Genomic DNA, 16,476 nt, shown 5'->3' with positions numbered 1-16,476 from the left:
TCATGATTAAAGTAGTTATTGCAGACCGTATGGGTAAAGGACAAAATGTGGCCAAAGGGGTAGAAGCAGCTGGTGGAAAAGCAGTTGTCGTACCAGGAATGGGGGCAGATATGCGTTTGGGCGATGTGATGCAACAAGAGCATGCAGATATGGGTATCTCTTTTTGTGGTAGTGGTGGTGCAGGTGCATTAACAGCAGCAACAAAATATGGCTATCCAGAACGACATGGTATGCGTTCGATTGAAGAAGGGATCACAGCTATCAAGGATGGCAAAACTGTTCTAGGTTTCGGCTTTATGGATCAAGAGGAATTAGGGAAACGTCTGACAGAAGAATTTATCAAAAAGCATGGAAAATAGAAAGAGGGACATGAAATGAGCGTTCAAAAGACAATTCAGCAAAAAGTTATCGTCTCCGGTAAAGGGGAAACAAAGCAACATGCTTTTGCATCAGCGTTAGCAGAAATTCAAAACAAAATAATGGAACAATCAAACGTATTATTGCGAATCGAACCAGTCAATGTGGATATTTTAAAGGCGGTCGAAAACAAATACACAGAACGCTTTCTATTTTTCTTCTTCCCACGGCAACGTATTAGCTATGAAGTCGAACTCTCTGTTACTGTGGCTGTAACAGAAATAAAATTGGCAGACATATCGTTCAGCCAGCAAATGATTGAAGATCCAAATGGGATTGCCATTCCATTTGTAACTAAAAAAATCTAATTTTGAATCATAAGGGGGAAAGAATAACGTGGATTTCGTAATCATTCTAGTCAAATCGGTCATTATCGGGGGATTACTTGGTTTTGCAGCATCTGTCGGGGCAGCTCGAATGTTTCATGCACCTAATACACAAGGTTTAGGAGCTTTTAGAACATTAGGCGAAATGAATGCCTGCATGGGTGATCCAGCTTCTCATTTTTCATTTGGTTTAGGCTTTTTCTTTAATGCATGGGCTTCTTCAGTTGGTGCTGGTGCATTCACACAAGATGTGACGCATCGAATCATTCCCAATTGGGCAGCGGCAGCACTTCTAGCAAAAAACAAAGATGTCACCCAGACCATGCATGATCCGAAAAAAATGGGGATCATTGGAGCGGTTATCGGGGCAGTGGTGGTAGCCTTCTTAAACACAACAGCTGCAGCAATTCCAGAGGCGTTACAAGTGACGGCGGTTTCCGTTTTGGTACCAGCAGCGACGATTCTGATCAATACAGTAATGCCAGTTATTTTTTGGTTGGCAGCTTTAGACGCAGGGAAACGAACTGGTTTTTGGGGCACTCTTTTTGGTGGTATCGCGCAATTGATTATGGGAAATGCGGTACCTGGTGTTGTTCTAGGAATCTTGATTGGTAAAGGCGTCGATGAGAGCGGTTGGAATCGCGTCACGAAGAGCATGATGATCGCTATTGTTTTATTATTTATTTTCAGTGGATTTTTCCGTGGATTTGATATGGAAATGATCAAGAGCTTCCAGCTTCAAGTGCCTAATTGGCTTGATAACTTGCACAACATCTTTAGTGTGAAATAGGAGGAGAATCATGGAGACAACAGAAGAACAAGCAAAAGTATTAGAAGCAAAGCGGCAAAAGAGCTTTTGGTTTGCAGACTGGTCTTTTCCGCTAATCGTAGGAATTATGTCCGCTGCTGTATTTGCAGGAACACACATGTATGTGATGTATGGTGTGGGTGCATTCAATGAAGTTTCGATCGTGGCGATGTTAAAAGCCGGGCTGGATGGCGGATCCTATGGCGCAGCGGCAGCGTTTGGTGCTAGTTTCTTATTTGCCAGAATTTTAGAAGGCTCTTTAGTTGGGATCTTGGACTTAGGCGGTTCGATCCTAACTGGGATCGGAATTGGGGTACCAGCAATTCTCTTAAGTATGAAAATAGCGGCACCAATCGATAATTTTGCACTCTCTTTATTGACTGGTTTGGTTCTAGGTTTGATTGTTGGTGGCATCATTGTCTTGATTCGTAAATTTACGATCAATCAATCAAATTCCACTTTTGGTGCTGACGTCATGATGGGGGCAGGAAATTCATCTGGACGTTTTTTGGGTCCATTAATTATATTAAGCGCGTGTGCAGCATCTATTCCAATCGGCATTGGCGCTACATTAGGAGCACTAGGATTCTATGCTTGGAAAAAACCAATTGCTGGAGGTGCTATTTTAGGAGCAATGATTTTAGGAGCAATCTTCCCGGCAGTAAATTAATAGAAAGAGGGTCATTAAATGTTTGATACTTTGATTAAAAATGGAAGGTTGGTTGATGGATCTAAAATAGAGGTCGCTATAGAAAAAGGCATGATTAAAGCAGTTGCAGCAGAAATAAATCAGCCGGCGCAAGAAGTAGTTGACTTGGAGGGAAAGTATTATTTATCCGCTGGGTGGATCGATGATCATGTCCACTGCTATGAAAAGATGAGTCTTTATTATGACTATCCTGATCAGATAGGGGTCGAAAAAGGTGTGACGACGGTCATTGATGCTGGAACTACGGGAGCAGAAAACATCCGTGAATTTTATCAATTGACGAAATCGGTCAAGACAAATGTGTATGCGCTAATGAATATCTCTAAATGGGGCATTGTCAAACAAGATGAACTTGCTGATCTAACAAAGATTCAAGAAGATCTAGTAAGTACTGCGTTAGCAGAACTGCCGGAATTTATTGTCGGGATCAAAGCGAGAATGAGTAAGACAGTTGTTGGTGAAAATGGCATTAAGCCATTAGAATTAGCTAAAAAAATCCAGTCAGAAAACAATGATCTGCCATTGATGGTTCATATCGGTTCTGCACCTCCTGAGTTAGAAGAAGTATTGTCAAGAATGGAAAGAGGCGATGTATTGACCCATTGTTTTAATGGAAAACCAAACGGTATTTTAGATCCAAAGACAGATCAAATTAAAAACTTTGTCTGGGATGCTTACAATAATGGTGTTGTCTTTGATATTGGACATGGGACGGATAGCTTTAATTTCCATGTGGCAGAAACCGCACTAAAAGCAGGAATGAAAGCTACCTCTATTAGTACGGATATCTACATCCGCAATCGTACAAATGGCCCAGTTTTTGATCTAGCAACTACTTTAGAAAAATTGAGGGTAGTCGGCTATTCTTGGGAAGAAATCATTGAAAAAGTTACAGCAGTTCCTGCACGGAATTTTCATTTGAAGAATAAGGGCCAGTTAGCTGTCAATTATGATGCAGATTTGACGATATTTGAGATTGTTGAAAATGAAAAGGAATTGAAAGATTCCAACGGATTTACACGTATAGCTAAAGAACAAATTTTACCGATTAAAACAATTATTGGAGGCGTCATATATGACAATTAGCTATGGAAAGTTTGATTTAAAAGAAGTCATTAATGCATCGGGAAAAATGACGATCCTAGGGGTTTCTAAGGTATCTGAAAGTGTCCTAGCAGCACAACGATTTGGAGGCGAGCATTTTTTTGAGATGAGTGATCTTGCCATCAAAACCGGCGCTTATCTTTCTCAATTACTGAAAGTGGAAGATGCGCAAATCGTTTCTTCTGCTTCAGCAGGGATTGCTCAATCTGTTGCTGCTTTAATCGGACAAGGCGACATGTACCATGTCTATCATCCCTATACAGAAAAAATCGCTAGACGGGAAATCATCATACCTAAGGGACATAATGTAGATTATGGGACACCGGTTGAAGTAATGGTTGCTCAAGGTGGAGGAAAAGTCATAGAAGCTGGCTATGCAAATATGTGTACACCGGAACATGTTTCCATGATGATTACGGAAAAAACTGCTGCGCTTCTATATATTAAAAGTCATCATGCAGTTCAGAAAAGTATGCTGACGGTGGCAGAAATGGTAGAAGTTGCCAAAGCTCATCGTTTGCCATTGATCGTTGATGCAGCTGCGGAAGAAGATTTATTCAAATATAGCGAAATGGGCGTTGACTTAGTGATTTACTCTGGTGCAAAAGCAATCGAAGGTCCGAGTGCCGGACTGGTCATAGGAAAAAAGAAGTATATTCAATGGATTCGGCTACAGTCTAAAGGTATTGGCCGAGCAATGAAAATCGGTAAAGATAATATTTTAGGCTTTACCCAGGCACTAGAAGATTATTTAAAAAATGGGAGCGAATCCGGTGACTCCATGAAGCAACGATTAGCGCCTTTTGTTAACGCAATCAATCAACTTCCTGACCTTTCAGCGAAAATAGTTCAAGATGGTGCCGGCAGAGATATTTATCGAGCAAGTGTAACGATTAATGGCGATAAAAGTGCGAAAGAAGTCATTCAGGAATTAAAAGCACGAAATCCAGCAGTCTACACCCGAGAATATCAAGCAAATAACGGAATCATTGAGTTCGACATTCGTTCCGTCAGCCAAAACGAAATGGAAAAAATTATAAAAAGATTGAGAGAAATCATGTAGGAGGCTTTTAAATTGTCAGTTATCCCAAATTATTATAAAAATCGTGTATGTTTAAATGTATTAGCTCATTCAGTTGAAAATGCAAAAGCATGCTATGAAGCAGCGGAAGGGCATGTCGTGCTAGGTGTGCTATCGAAAAATTATGCTAGCGATGAAGCAGCAATCGAAGATATGAAAAGGTACCAAGACGCAACCAATAATGCGTTGTCAGTTGGATTAGGCGCTGGAGATCCAAACCAAAGTCAGATAGTTTCGCGTTTATCTGGGGTTTTACAACCACAACATGTCAATCAAGTATTTACTGGCGTGGGGACTTCTCGTGCTTTATTGGGCCAAAATGATACAGTCATCAATGGATTGGTTTCACCAACAGGTAAGATCGGCTATGTCAATATTGCTACAGGTCCGTTAAGTTCACAAGCGCCAGCAGCTGAAGTGCCTATTGAAACTGCCATTCAAATGCTGCAAGACATGGGAGGTACTTCAATCAAGTATTTCCCGATGAAAGGCTTAGCACATAGGGAAGAATTTAAAGCAGTTGCGGAAGCTTGCGCAAAATATGAATTCTATTTAGAGCCAACAGGAGGAATTGATCTTTCAAACTTTGAAGAAATTCTGAAAATTGCAATCGATGCAGGTGTAAAAAAAGTGATTCCTCATGTTTATAGTTCAATTATAGATAAAGAAACAGGAGATACGCGTATAGGAGACGTAAAGATACTATTAAGCATGGTAAAAAAAATTATTCACTAACTCATTAGAAAATAAGAAGCTTATTCCAGAATGAAATTAAATGGAATAAGCTTTTTATAATTAATTACGGAAATTGTTAATGTAGATAATAATTTAGATGTACGTAAGCAGAAGTACAGAAATGTAAGATTTTCCAATATTATTTTATTCAACATAATAAATCGTATATCAATTTTTTTAGCGAAATTTCTATTTATTCCAAGAATTTCAGTTATTACGGAATCATTTTGTGCTTAATAAAAAGAAACCGTTTTTATATACTATAAATGTAGAAAGGCGGTAGGAAAATGAAAAAAATTATTGCAATCACATCCTGTCCAGTTGGTATTGCCCATACATACATGGCAGCAGAAAACTTAGAGAAAGCGGGGAAAGCAGTTGGCGCCGAGGTAAAAGTCGAAACACATGGTTCCATCGGTATTGAAAATGAATTGACTGCAAGAGATATCGAAGAAGCAGCTGGTGTAATCATCGCAGCAGATACTAAAATAGATAAATCACGATTCGGCGGTAAACCTTTGATAACCGTAGGTGTGCAAGAAGGAATCCACCATGCAGATGAGTTGGTGAGAGATATTTTAGCAGGAAAAGCGCCAGTCTATAAAAGTACGGAGGCAATTATTTCTTCCGAAAATAAAAGTGAATCAGAAAATTTAGGTAAAAAAATCTATAAGAGTTTGATGAATGGCGTTTCGTACATGGTACCTTTCGTAGTTACAGGAGGGTTATTGATCGCGATTTCTTTAACATTAGGAGGAACAGCTACACCTGAAGGGATCAAGATACCAGAAGGAACGATTTGGGCAACGATGAATAGTATCGGAAGTATCGCTATGGGGTTGATGGTTCCAATTCTATCTGCATTTATTGCGCAAAGTATTGCAGATCGTCCAGGACTTGTTCCTGGATTTGTTGGTGGGATGTTAGCGGCAAACGGAGCATTATATGGTAGTGATGCGAATGCGGGATTCTTAGGCGGGATCATCACTGGATTTTTAGCAGGATTCATTGCTTTAGGAATCAAGAAAGTGCGAGTACCGAAAGCTTTACAATCGATCATGCCAATTATTGTTATCCCAATTTTAGGATCATTGGCAGTTGGTTTTGTGTTTATCTATGTTATTGGAGAACCAGTAGCTCTTCTATTTAGTTCATTGACTCACTTTTTAGCAGGGATGCAAGGAGGAAGCGAAATTGTTCTAGCTATGATCTTAGGAGCGATGATTGCTTTTGATATGGGGGGGCCGTTCAATAAAGTAGCCTTTTTGTTCGGATCTGGCTTGATTGCAGAAGGCAATTATTCCATTATGGGGCCAATTGCTGTAGCTATCTGTATCCCTCCATTAGCATTGGGGCTGGCATCATTGATTTTAAAAACCAAATTTACGAAAACAGAACGAGAAGCTGGTAAGGCGTCCTTAGCAATGGGACTGTTTGGGATTACAGAAGGCGCTATTCCGTTTGCTTCAACAGATCCACTACGGGTGATTCCAAGCATTGTAATCGGGGCAATGACAGGAAGTGTGATCGCGATGCTTTCAGGAGTGACAGATCATGTAGCTCATGGCGGTCCGATCGTAGCGGTTTTAGGAGCAGTGGATCACGTAGCCATGTTTTTTGTAGCAGTGATTGCTGGTATTGCTGTAACCGTGCTAATGTTAAGAATCCTTAAACCGACATTACAACAAACTGCGGTTGCTGCAGCAAATGGTGTGACAGTAGCAGATCTATCAGAGACTGAAACAAGTGATGTTTATACGAAAACTGAAACTTTTGATTCTATCACGGATATTATGTCAGATGAAGCAATCGTTTTAGGTGAAACAGCAACAACAAAAGACGGAGTAATCGAAGATTTAGTCCAACGTTTAGAAAAAACAGCGGCGATCACAGATAAAACCAGATTTAAAGAAGTCATCTATGATAGAGAACATGAAAGTACAACGGGAATCGGTATGGGGATTGCTATTCCACATGGAAAATCAGCTTATGTTCTTAAACCAACAGTGGCATTTGCCAGAAGTCAATCTGGGGTAGATTGGCATTCTTTAGATGGAAAACCTGCACATATGATCTTTATGATTGCTGTACCTGAAAACAGCCAAGGTGATATGCACTTGAAAATACTGCAACGTCTATCACGTAAATTGATGGATGATGACTTCCGTCAAGCACTGATGGAAGCGCCAGATAAAACAGCAGTTCACCAATTATTAAGCGAAATGTAACATAAGATGAAAAATCGACCGTGATGAGACATAATAGATGTGTTATCATGATCGATTTTTTATTTAGAAGGGAGTTTCTGCACATTATGAATCAGCGTCAGCAATCTTTGATCTATCAATTAAGTGAGAACAATAATTATATAACAACAAAAAAGCTAGCAGAGCATTTCCATGTGTCAGAAAGAACGATTCATAGCGATTTGAATACCATTGAAACTTGGTTGAGAGACAAACATCTGCCTTTAATGTTTGAAAGAAAAAAAGGTACAGGTATCTTGTTGAATGGTCTGCCTCACGAAAGGGAACAACTGAAACGAGCGCTTAATGAAGAGACTCAAACAGAAATGGATAAAAAACAGCTTCGTCAGTTATTGATTTTCCATCTGCTAGTAGCAAAAGACGGATTTAGTCTTGAAGAACTTTCAGAAAAACTATATGTTGGAAAACGTACGATTCGTAAAGAATTGACAGAGTTGCAAAGCTTTTTTGAGTATCACCATTTACAGCTAGTATCCAAAACAAAACTAGGAACTTTTCTTAAAGGCGATGAACAAGAAAAAAGACAGTTGCTTGTTAAGACATTACGAAATATGCAGAAAGAAGATCCGCAAAGTCCGTCGTTGAAAGAATTCTTCGCTAAAGATACATTAAAAGTTATCCAACATACATTACAAGATGTTTTTTATGAAAATCATTTAGAACAGCCGAATGGACTGGCTAGTGTGGAGATTCACATCTACTTTATGCTCGAGCGAATGAAACAGTACCAGAAAGTGAAATTAAGTAAAGACGAAAACGAAGTCGTGGAACACACCCAAGCACAAAAGTTAAGTAGTCAAATATTAGCAAAACTAGCCACCATCTATCCAATTGAATTTTCTCCTGATGAAATCAATTATCTGGCTTTGCGTATCGCCAATCTTTTTACAAATTCACAAGCAGCCACACGTTTTCAAAAGGAATCTAGCGCACTTGCTGATCATTTGATTGTACAAGTGGAGCAGTTTTTAGGTTATTCATTGAAAGAAGATCAGTTACTGAAACAAAACTTAAGGTCTCATTTATCTTCGACCTATTTTCGACTCCATTATGGCTTGCAGATTTCTAATCCATTGACGAAAAACGTATTTAGTACGTACACACAACTTTTTTTAGTTTTACAGTTGATTCTAGAAGATTATTTTGAGAAAGAAAATTTTTATGTTCCGCAAGATGAGACAGCTTATTTAACGATCCATTTTCAAGCGGCGATCGAGCGACACAAACATCAGAAAAGTAGAAGATACCAAGCCGTTTTAGTTAGTGAATATTCGAAAGCTATGGCTACTTTTCTTGAAGCACGGCTGAACAGAGAACTTCCTGAATTAACGATTATAGATTTAATTGAATATAAGCCAGAACTAGAGAGGGAAGACTTTCCACCTGTTGATTTTATTTTGGCTACATTACCGTTTAAACATGAAAATATTCCAGTAATCGAGATTTCACCCATGATCACAGAAACTGATCTGGCCTATTTGACAAAATATATGCTGGAACATGTACCTATCAAGAAGAAAAAAACGTTTGATCTAGCAAGCTTTACTCATCCATTTTTGATCTTTCCTCAGCTTGAATGGACTGACCCAGTAGATATTTTAAACTTTATGGGGAATGTCTTAGCAGAACATCATTATGTGGAGCCGGAATTCGTCGATTCTGTCTTGGAACGAGACCGTCACGCCAGTACTAGAGTGGCACCATTTGTAACGATTCCTCACGGTAATCCGCTGTATGTAAAACATTCGATGATTTCTATTGCAACAATGAAAGAACCGATCCTATGGCATGGGGAACAGATACGTATCGTACTGCTGTTAGCAATAAAGAGAAAGGATTTGAAACATGCAGAGTTCAAAAAAATTTTTTCTGTTATTCATTATTTAGAAAAGCAACCAGAACAAATGGCACAGTTGATGCAATCCAATCATCCACTAGAGATTTTAACGTTGTTGTCTAGTTATGAATAAGTAGATATTAAAAAACTGCCTTTATATTTATAATAATTCTATCTATTTATTTGAAGTTGAAAAACTAAATACAAAAAAAGGGGATGTGGCCCAAGTTGGTCACATCCTTTTATTTTGAGTTTCTTATAATTTTTAATAGTTGCTTACATTGTCTTGACTACTGGTAAACGGTGTTCAAGAGACAATCTGTCGGCAATAAGGCACAATTTTGTAAAATATGGAAAACTATTTTCTAACCTTGTTTCTTAGTGCTTGAAAAATCATTTTGAATACTTTTTTATACAATCGATGTACGTTGATTTAAATCTAAAACTTTTCTTTTGATTACTTCTCTGACTTTTCTGAATTCCGCTAATATTTCTTCTTCGCTCCCGACAGCTTGTGCAGGATCTTTTAGGTCCCAGTGAAGGTGTTCGTGATTGTTTGGAACGGCAGGGCACTTGTCTTTGGCATCACCACAAAGTGTAATAATCAAGTCTGCCTGAGCAAAGTAATATCTATCAATCAAATCAGACGTTTGTTTGGAAATATCGATGCCGTCTTCTGCCATGATTTTTACAGCTCTTGGATTCAAACCATGTGTCTCGATCCCCGCACTTCTTATCTCAAACTTTGAAGGAGGCAGATATTTACGCGCGTAGCCTTCTGCTATTTGACTGCGGCAAGAATTGCCTGTACATAAAAAATAAATTTTTTTCATTTGATTTCCTCCGTTATATATTAGTAAATGTAACTGTTTATCTAAAGAAAACTCTATATGATGGAGCGAAAAAAACAATGGGTTTCTTAGTTTATATGTTTCTTGTTGTTCAGCGTATAAATTGATGTGTACAAAGAACTCATCCTGTCTTTTTTACCATAAATACACGTTAGAAACAATCATTTTGAGTCAAAAAACAACGATGGGAAAGACTATTAAAAGAGATTAAGACATGGCAGATGATGAAGAAAGCAGGGTGATTGTAAGCCGATAGATTTCTTGAATATGACGCGAGAACAATTATTCGTCTTTTAAGAAAAAAAGTAGTAGAATCAGTTCATATTAAAAATAAAAAACCTTCCATTTTTGTAGGGTTGGAGGAGGTCAATACCTTGAAAAAAATCGGCTTTTTAAGCTTTGGACATTGGATGGAGCAAGGATCGCTCGTGAAAACAGCTCAAGATGCTTATTTGCAATCAATCGATTTAGCAGTGGAAGCAGAAAAAATCGGAGTGGACGGAGCGTTTTTCCGCGTACATCATTTTGCCCCTCAGATTGGGTCGCCGTTTCCTTTGCTAGCGGCAATCGGCGCAAAGACAAGTAAGATTGAAATCGGTACAGGACTTATTGATATGCGATATGAAAACCCTTATTATATGGCAGAAAATGCCGGATTGACAGATATCATCACGCAAGGAAGAGTGCAACTAGGAGTGGGGCGTGGTTCACCTGAACAAGTTCTAGATGGCTGGAAATACTTTGGTTATGATTACAGTGAAGAAGAAATCAAAGTGGTAACACGGGAACGCAGCCTTGAATTCTTGGAATTACTTGAAGGAAAACCATTTGCAGAACCAAATCCTCAACCAATGTTCCCACAAGGATCAGGAAAATTACGGATAGAACCTTATTCAGAAGGATTACGACAAAGAATCTGGTGGGGAGCTGGTTCGCAGCAAACGGCAATCTGGGCAGCACAACATGGAATGAATCTGCAATCATCTACATTAGTCAATTACGAATCCCATGAGCCATTCCATATCCAACAAGCAAACCAATTACGTGCGTATAAAGAAGCGTGGAAGCAAGCAGGTCATGATTTTGAACCAAGAACATTAGTTACTCGCTCGATTCAGCCAATCACCACTGATTTGGATCGACGCTTATTTGGACAAGACGGTAGTCCGCAACAAGATGCTGTCGGCTATCTTGCTTATCACCGGAACCCGACGATTTTTGGAAAAACTTTTGCTGGTGAACCTGATCAATTAATCAAGGAGCTAGCTGAAGATGAAGCAATCAAAGAAGCAGACACAGTACTTGTCACGATTCCTAATACTTTGGGGGTAGAATACAACATGCACTTGCTTGAAACAATCGTAAAAGATATCGCTCCAGAATTAGGATGGCGGTAAAAAGGATATTTCTGTAAGTGCAGGATACTTGAGTGAAAAAATAAACACTTCTAACAATCAGTTAGAGGTGTTTATTCATGTTTTCATGAAGTTCATAGAGAAGGAAAGCGAGTTATCCGTTTGTTCAATGAGAATGTTCATAAGCTTCTTTTACATGTTGGGGTAAATCATCAGGAATCATTGTCAATACGGCTTCTTCATTGCCGGCTTTTATTGCTTCTTCATAGTACCAGCTTTTGTAGTTTAGCATAGCGAGTACTCTTTCTAATTTTGCTATTTCTTTTTCTACTACTTCTTTTTGTTTTTCAAATAGTTCTTTACGAACCTCAAATGTCTTACTGCCTTCTTTGCTCCATTCCATGAATTGCTTAATGTCTTTTATTTCTAAACCAGATTTTTTCAAACAGTCAATGACTCTTAAAGCCTCTAACTCATTCTCTGAAAATTTTCTAATACCAGAAACACGCTGGATATCAGGAAATAATCCCTCTTTGTCGTAATAACGTAAAGTAGAAACAGGCAATCCAAACATTTCAGACACTTGTCCAATGGAATACATAAAAAAATCCTCCTAAAATAAAATTTTTACCTTGACCTAAAGTTAAGTTTAAGTTTTATCATAATAATACATTCAAAAGCAAATGTCAATTTTGATCAAAGGAGAGTCTAGAATATGAATAAAGAATTAAACATCACACAAGAATGGGACAAAGTATTTCCAAAAAGCAATCAAGTCAATCATCGAAAGGTGAGCTTCCCGAATCGTTTTGGTATCACATTAGTCGCTGATTTATATGAACCAAAAGAAGTAAGTGAAAAGAAATTGCCGGCAATCGCTGTGAGCGGGCCATTTGGTGCAGTGAAGGAACAATCGTCTGGTCTATATGCGCAGACGATGGCTGAAAGAGGCTTTTTAACGATTGCGTTTGATCCATCGTTTACAGGAGAAAGCGGAGGAGTACCTCGATATGTTGCTTCGCCTGATATCAATACGGAAGATTTCCAAGCGGCAGTAGACTTTTTATCTGTACAAAAAAATGTAAACCCTGAGAGAATCGGAATCATTGGTATTTGTGGATGGGGAGGTATGGCATTGAATGCAGCAGCTATCGATACGCGGGTCAAAGCAACAGTTGTTTCCACAATGTATGACATGACTCGAGTAACAGCAAATGGCTACTTCGATGTTATGGATGAAAATGCCCGATATGAAATGCGTGAAGAATTAAATGCACAACGCATCATTGATTTCAAACAAGGGGACTACGCACGTGCTGGAGGTGTGGTTGATCCGTTGCCTGAAGATGCTCCTCAATTTGTCAAAGACTATCATGCGTATTATAAAACAGACCGCGGATATCATGTCCGTTCTTTAAACTCCAATGATGGTTGGAATAGGACATCAGGGTTGTCACTTATGAATGCAAAACTATTGCATTATATTCCAGAAATCCGTCATGCAGTCTTAGTCATTCACGGGGAAAAAGCTCATTCACGTTACTTTGGGGAGGACGCTTTCAAAGAACTAAAAGGTGACAACAAGGAACTCATGATCATTCCGGGAGCATCCCATACAGATCTATACGACCAGACAGACATCATTCCATTTGAAAAAATGGCAACATTCTTTGAAGAGAACCTTGTGTAACCAAAAGGATTTAATCTAAAAGAGATTATGAAAAAACTGCCCTGCATCAAGTAATAAGGACAGCCAAAAAAGCTCCTCATTTTTGACTTGGTTGGACTCATTAGCGCAGATGCAAGCTTTTGAGCACCGTTTAAAGAAGAGGTTGTGAAAAAGCCGCTTAGTTTCGAGTATTAAGAAAAATTTTGTGAAAATGGCTTTCCACATTTTTGCATAAATTTGGCTTAATACCGAGAAACTGGCTTTTGAACACCGTTTATACCAAGAGGTCGTGAGCCTGCCGTTTAACTCTGAGTCACAAGTAGCAATTTCAAAAAATAGCTTCTCATGTTTGTTGAATATTGTGACTTGTGACCGAGGAGTTGGCATGAGAACACCGTTTATTCGAAAAAAGGACTGTGACACTGTACCGACTCCCAAAAGTTAGACCAAAAAATCTAACTTTTGGGGGTCGGTACACACGTTTTTTGTCACAGTCTCTTTGTGTCTCATTTCATATAAACAATTATTTACTTTGTACTATTTATTTCATTTCTGTGATTTTAATGCTTTTTGCTAAATTTTTTACATCAGCTGGAATAACTTTCCCGACTTCTGATTGCTGTGCATTCGACATGCCGCAAGCCATTGCGTACCTTACACATTCTTTTAAAGGATAATTCTGTTCTAATGAATGAGCAAAACCTCCAACAGTGGCATCCCCAGAGCCTGTTGTATTAATGATAGGAATCTTAGGGATCTCAACATTCCAAAATTCTTCTTTTACTTTGACTACTGCACCATACGAGCCGCAAGAAATCATGATAACATCAATATCTTTAAATAGTGGATTTGTTTTTAGATGGTGTTTTATGTCGCTTTTTTGAGTAATTTTTTGATGGATGATATCTGAAAACTCATGGATATTAGGTTTGATGAACATCGGTTTATACTTATTTGCTAAGACTTCACGGAGATGTTGTCCAGATATATCCATTAATATATAGGTGGAAGGATCTATTTGTTCTTTGATATATTGTAATAATTTAGCATACAAAAAGGGATCTGGATTGTTAACAGAACCATTTATTGTAATGACTGAAAGGTAATTATTTTTACTGATTTGTTTGATATCATTCATTAATTTTTTGATAGTAGTATCTGCTATTTCAGGACCAGCTTCCACTAGCTCTGTCTGCGTTTCATCATCATGCATGATCGTGACGGCACCTCTTGATTCTTCTGCAATAGGTAAAAAATGCAAATCAAACAAATTTTCATTTTTCAGCATATCTTGAATCATACTGCCAAAATAACCGCCCAAAAACCCCGTTAAAATAACTGATGAACCTAGTAGAGCAGAAGCTCGTCCGCAATTGATTCCCTTGCCGCCTACATAGCGTACCGGAGAAGCAAAGCGTGTCATCGTACCTAATTCAAAGTGTTTTGTAAAATAAATGGAATCAATGGATGGGTTCATCGTGATTGTCAGTATCATTTTTTGGCTCCTTTAATATGGTTAAGTATTTTGAATAATGATGGAAATCTTGTTTTGATAAATGATTATCGGTTATTAGATAATCAAAATCGGTTAATTTTCTAAAAGTATAGACATCTGATTTATTTAATTTTGAATAATCTGCAACAATACATTTGATTTTTGCTGCATTGAGCGCTGCGTTCTGAATATTTCCCTCAATAAATTGAGCGGTTGTCACATTGTTATCAAATATGCCGTTTGTTGCAGCGAAAGAGATATCGACATTCAAACTTTCAAAAGATCTTTCTGCAACTTCCCCAATGAACTCTTCTGTAATAGGAGAAAATTCGCCACCAGTAAGTAAAATTCGATAACTTGTATGATTCTTTAAATAGTTGAAAGCAATCAAACTATTTGTAATTACAAATAGATTTTTCTTTTGAATGAAAGGGAGTGCATATAGGATCGTTGTTCCAGCACCGACATAAATAGTAGAATTATCGGGAATCATACTGTTCATGACTTGACCAATATATTTTTTTTCGGCTACATTCGTATCAATCTTTTCTTGAGTCGATAGTTCTCGATTATAAGGTTCCTTTCGTTCAACGCCACCATATAGCTTTTTTACTTTATTTTTTTTTGCTAATTCAGTGACATCTCGGCGTATGGTCATTTCTGATACGCCTAATTTGTTAGCGATTTCTGAATTAGTTAAATAAAAATCTTTCTCTAATAACGTAATGATTCGTTCTTGTCTTTCTTTTTTCAGCATATGAATTACTCCTTTAACATAAAAGTCAATTTTTGTTCGACTTTGTTCTTCTTAATTATATAGATAAACGATTTTATTTTCAAGTAGATCAAATTTAACAAAATAAATTTCTTTTGAAAGCGTTGACAAAACAAACTAACAGAAATATAATGTTCTTGTAAAACAAAGATGAACTTAGTAGAACAATAAATTAACAAACTTAATCAAAAAGGAGGAGGTTGGAATGAAATATAAAGAGATGTTCGTTCCTAGTTTGATTCAATTAGCGGTAGAAGTAAAAAATAAAGAAGAAGCTTTTTTAATCGCTGCACAACGATTAGAAAAAATGGGGTACGTCAATGAGAATTATTTGAATGGACTGATTGCAAGAGAAAGAGAATTTCCTACTGGATTGATTACTAAGTATTTAAATATCGCGCTGCCACATTCGGAATGTGAATATGTCGAAAAGCCATTTGTTTTTGTTATGCAGCTGAAGAACCCAATTTATTTTTATCAAATGGGGGATAGTCAGGAAATGACTGTAGAAAATCTATTTTTTTTAGGAATCAAAGAACCAAAAGAACAAGTAGGATTACTTCAAGCGTTTATGAATTTATTCATGGATGAAACATTCGTGGAAAATTATAAGAAACAAGAAACACCGCAAAACATATACGAACTTATTACAAATTATATTTAGGAGGAAGAAAAAATGAAAAATCGGTTAATTGTCGCATGTGGAAGTGGAGTAGCAACGAGTCAGACAATCGCTAGTAAGATCCAAAGTATGTTAGAGGATGACGGCATCGCATTTCCTGTAGAAGCAGTTGATTACAAATCGATTCAAAATGAGCTTCTAACTGCTGGAATCTATGTGTATGTCGCACAACCTGATGAGGAAGTACTTGAACAAGCAAAAGATTTGGGTATTGAAGTATTTCCAGGAATTCCATTTTTAACTGGAATGGGTGTAGAACCTATTTATGACAGTATCAAAGAGTTAGTACAGTAAAGGAGGATTGTTGGATAAAAAAGTTGGTTCATAGTTTTATTTACTATATTTCGAAAGAAAGAAGGTTTATT

17 protein-coding genes are annotated in these 16,476 nt (G+C 37.7%); 13 read left to right on the top strand and 4 right to left on the bottom strand.

The annotated features are described in order from the left end of the window. Positions 1–2 precede the first annotated feature (2 nt). From PYW34_RS08095 to PYW34_RS08055, 9 genes are all read left to right on the top strand, one after another. Positions 3–359, top strand: coding sequence for a glycine-rich SFCGS family protein (locus tag PYW34_RS08095; RefSeq protein ID WP_002288314.1), 357 nt, complete (start codon positions 3–5; stop codon positions 357–359). Positions 360–374: 15 nt separating this feature from the next. Then, complete coding sequence (locus PYW34_RS08090) at positions 375–725, top strand: DUF4312 family protein (protein ID WP_002330233.1); 351 nt, start codon at positions 375–377, stop codon at positions 723–725. A 28-nt stretch (positions 726–753) separates the two neighbouring features. Then, complete coding sequence (locus PYW34_RS08085; protein ID WP_002288309.1) at positions 754–1,533, top strand: DUF4311 domain-containing protein; 780 nt, start codon at positions 754–756, stop codon at positions 1,531–1,533. Between the two features lie 10 nt (positions 1,534–1,543). Beyond that, positions 1,544–2,221: a DUF4310 family protein gene (locus tag PYW34_RS08080; protein WP_002296962.1), complete on the top strand. Its 678-nt coding sequence runs from the start codon at positions 1,544–1,546 to the stop codon at positions 2,219–2,221. A gap of 18 nt (positions 2,222–2,239) precedes the next feature. Beyond that, a complete protein-coding gene (locus tag PYW34_RS08075) occupies positions 2,240–3,346 on the top strand; it encodes an amidohydrolase/deacetylase family metallohydrolase (protein WP_002330232.1) in 1,107 nt (368 codons plus the stop codon). Then, positions 3,336–4,427, top strand: coding sequence for a DgaE family pyridoxal phosphate-dependent ammonia lyase (locus tag PYW34_RS08070; protein WP_002288304.1), 1,092 nt, complete (start codon positions 3,336–3,338; stop codon positions 4,425–4,427). The genes PYW34_RS08075 and PYW34_RS08070 overlap by 11 nt, the downstream gene beginning before the upstream one ends. Positions 4,428–4,439: 12 nt before the next feature. Further along, the gene (gene dagF / locus PYW34_RS08065) at positions 4,440–5,180 is read left to right on the top strand and encodes a 2-dehydro-3-deoxy-phosphogluconate aldolase (RefSeq protein ID WP_002330231.1); all 741 of its coding nucleotides are present in this window, start codon (positions 4,440–4,442) and stop codon (positions 5,178–5,180) included. 287 nt (positions 5,181–5,467) lie between these two features. After that, positions 5,468–7,408, top strand: coding sequence for a PTS fructose transporter subunit IIABC (locus tag PYW34_RS08060; protein WP_002330230.1), 1,941 nt, complete (start codon positions 5,468–5,470; stop codon positions 7,406–7,408). A gap of 86 nt (positions 7,409–7,494) precedes the next feature. Next, positions 7,495–9,417, top strand: coding sequence for a BglG family transcription antiterminator (locus tag PYW34_RS08055; RefSeq protein WP_002334340.1), 1,923 nt, complete (start codon positions 7,495–7,497; stop codon positions 9,415–9,417). A gap of 277 nt (positions 9,418–9,694) precedes the next feature. Here the strand turns inward: PYW34_RS08055 and arsC are convergent, their stop codons facing one another. Next, complete coding sequence (gene arsC / locus PYW34_RS08050) at positions 9,695–10,117, bottom strand: arsenate reductase (thioredoxin) (protein WP_002294352.1); 423 nt, start codon at positions 10,115–10,117, stop codon at positions 9,695–9,697. Between the two features lie 392 nt (positions 10,118–10,509). Here arsC and PYW34_RS08045 point away from each other — a divergent pair, with 392 nt between their 5' ends. Further along, positions 10,510–11,532 carry an LLM class flavin-dependent oxidoreductase gene (locus PYW34_RS08045; RefSeq protein WP_002294353.1) on the top strand — a complete coding sequence of 341 codons (1,023 nt, stop codon included), beginning with the start codon at positions 10,510–10,512 and terminating at the stop codon, positions 11,530–11,532. A gap of 124 nt (positions 11,533–11,656) precedes the next feature. On the opposite strand, the gene PYW34_RS08040 is transcribed toward PYW34_RS08045, so the two are convergent. Then, on the bottom strand, positions 11,657–12,091 hold the full coding sequence (locus tag PYW34_RS08040; protein WP_002294355.1) for a MerR family transcriptional regulator: 435 nt from the start codon (positions 12,089–12,091) through the stop codon (positions 11,657–11,659). Between the two features lie 114 nt (positions 12,092–12,205). Here PYW34_RS08040 and PYW34_RS08035 point away from each other — a divergent pair, with 114 nt between their 5' ends. Beyond that, positions 12,206–13,180, top strand: a complete 975-nt coding sequence (locus PYW34_RS08035) for an alpha/beta hydrolase (RefSeq protein WP_002288289.1) — start codon at positions 12,206–12,208, stop codon at positions 13,178–13,180. A gap of 520 nt (positions 13,181–13,700) precedes the next feature. Here PYW34_RS08035 and PYW34_RS08030 read toward each other — a convergent pair. Both PYW34_RS08030 and PYW34_RS08025 read right to left on the bottom strand, forming a co-directional pair. After that, positions 13,701–14,654, bottom strand: coding sequence for a 1-phosphofructokinase family hexose kinase (locus PYW34_RS08030; protein ID WP_002294357.1), 954 nt, complete (start codon positions 14,652–14,654; stop codon positions 13,701–13,703). After that, a complete protein-coding gene (locus PYW34_RS08025; RefSeq protein ID WP_002294358.1) occupies positions 14,620–15,411 on the bottom strand; it encodes a DeoR/GlpR family DNA-binding transcription regulator in 792 nt (263 codons plus the stop codon). The genes PYW34_RS08030 and PYW34_RS08025 overlap by 35 nt, the downstream gene beginning before the upstream one ends. 223 nt (positions 15,412–15,634) lie before the next feature. Between PYW34_RS08025 and PYW34_RS08020 the strand changes: the two genes are divergently transcribed. Both PYW34_RS08020 and PYW34_RS08015 read left to right on the top strand, forming a co-directional pair. Then, positions 15,635–16,093, top strand: coding sequence for a PTS sugar transporter subunit IIA (locus PYW34_RS08020; protein ID WP_002294359.1), 459 nt, complete (start codon positions 15,635–15,637; stop codon positions 16,091–16,093). Positions 16,094–16,105: 12 nt separating this feature from the next. Further along, a complete protein-coding gene (locus PYW34_RS08015; RefSeq protein WP_002288285.1) occupies positions 16,106–16,405 on the top strand; it encodes a PTS sugar transporter subunit IIB in 300 nt (99 codons plus the stop codon). Positions 16,406–16,476 lie beyond the last annotated feature (71 nt).

Origin of the sequence: Enterococcus faecium (genome assembly GCF_029023785.1) — a bacterium.
In the GTDB taxonomy this organism is placed as follows: Bacteria; Bacillota; Bacilli; order Lactobacillales; family Enterococcaceae; genus Enterococcus_B; species Enterococcus_B faecium.
This window is presented reverse-complemented; position numbering and strand designations above follow the sequence as displayed.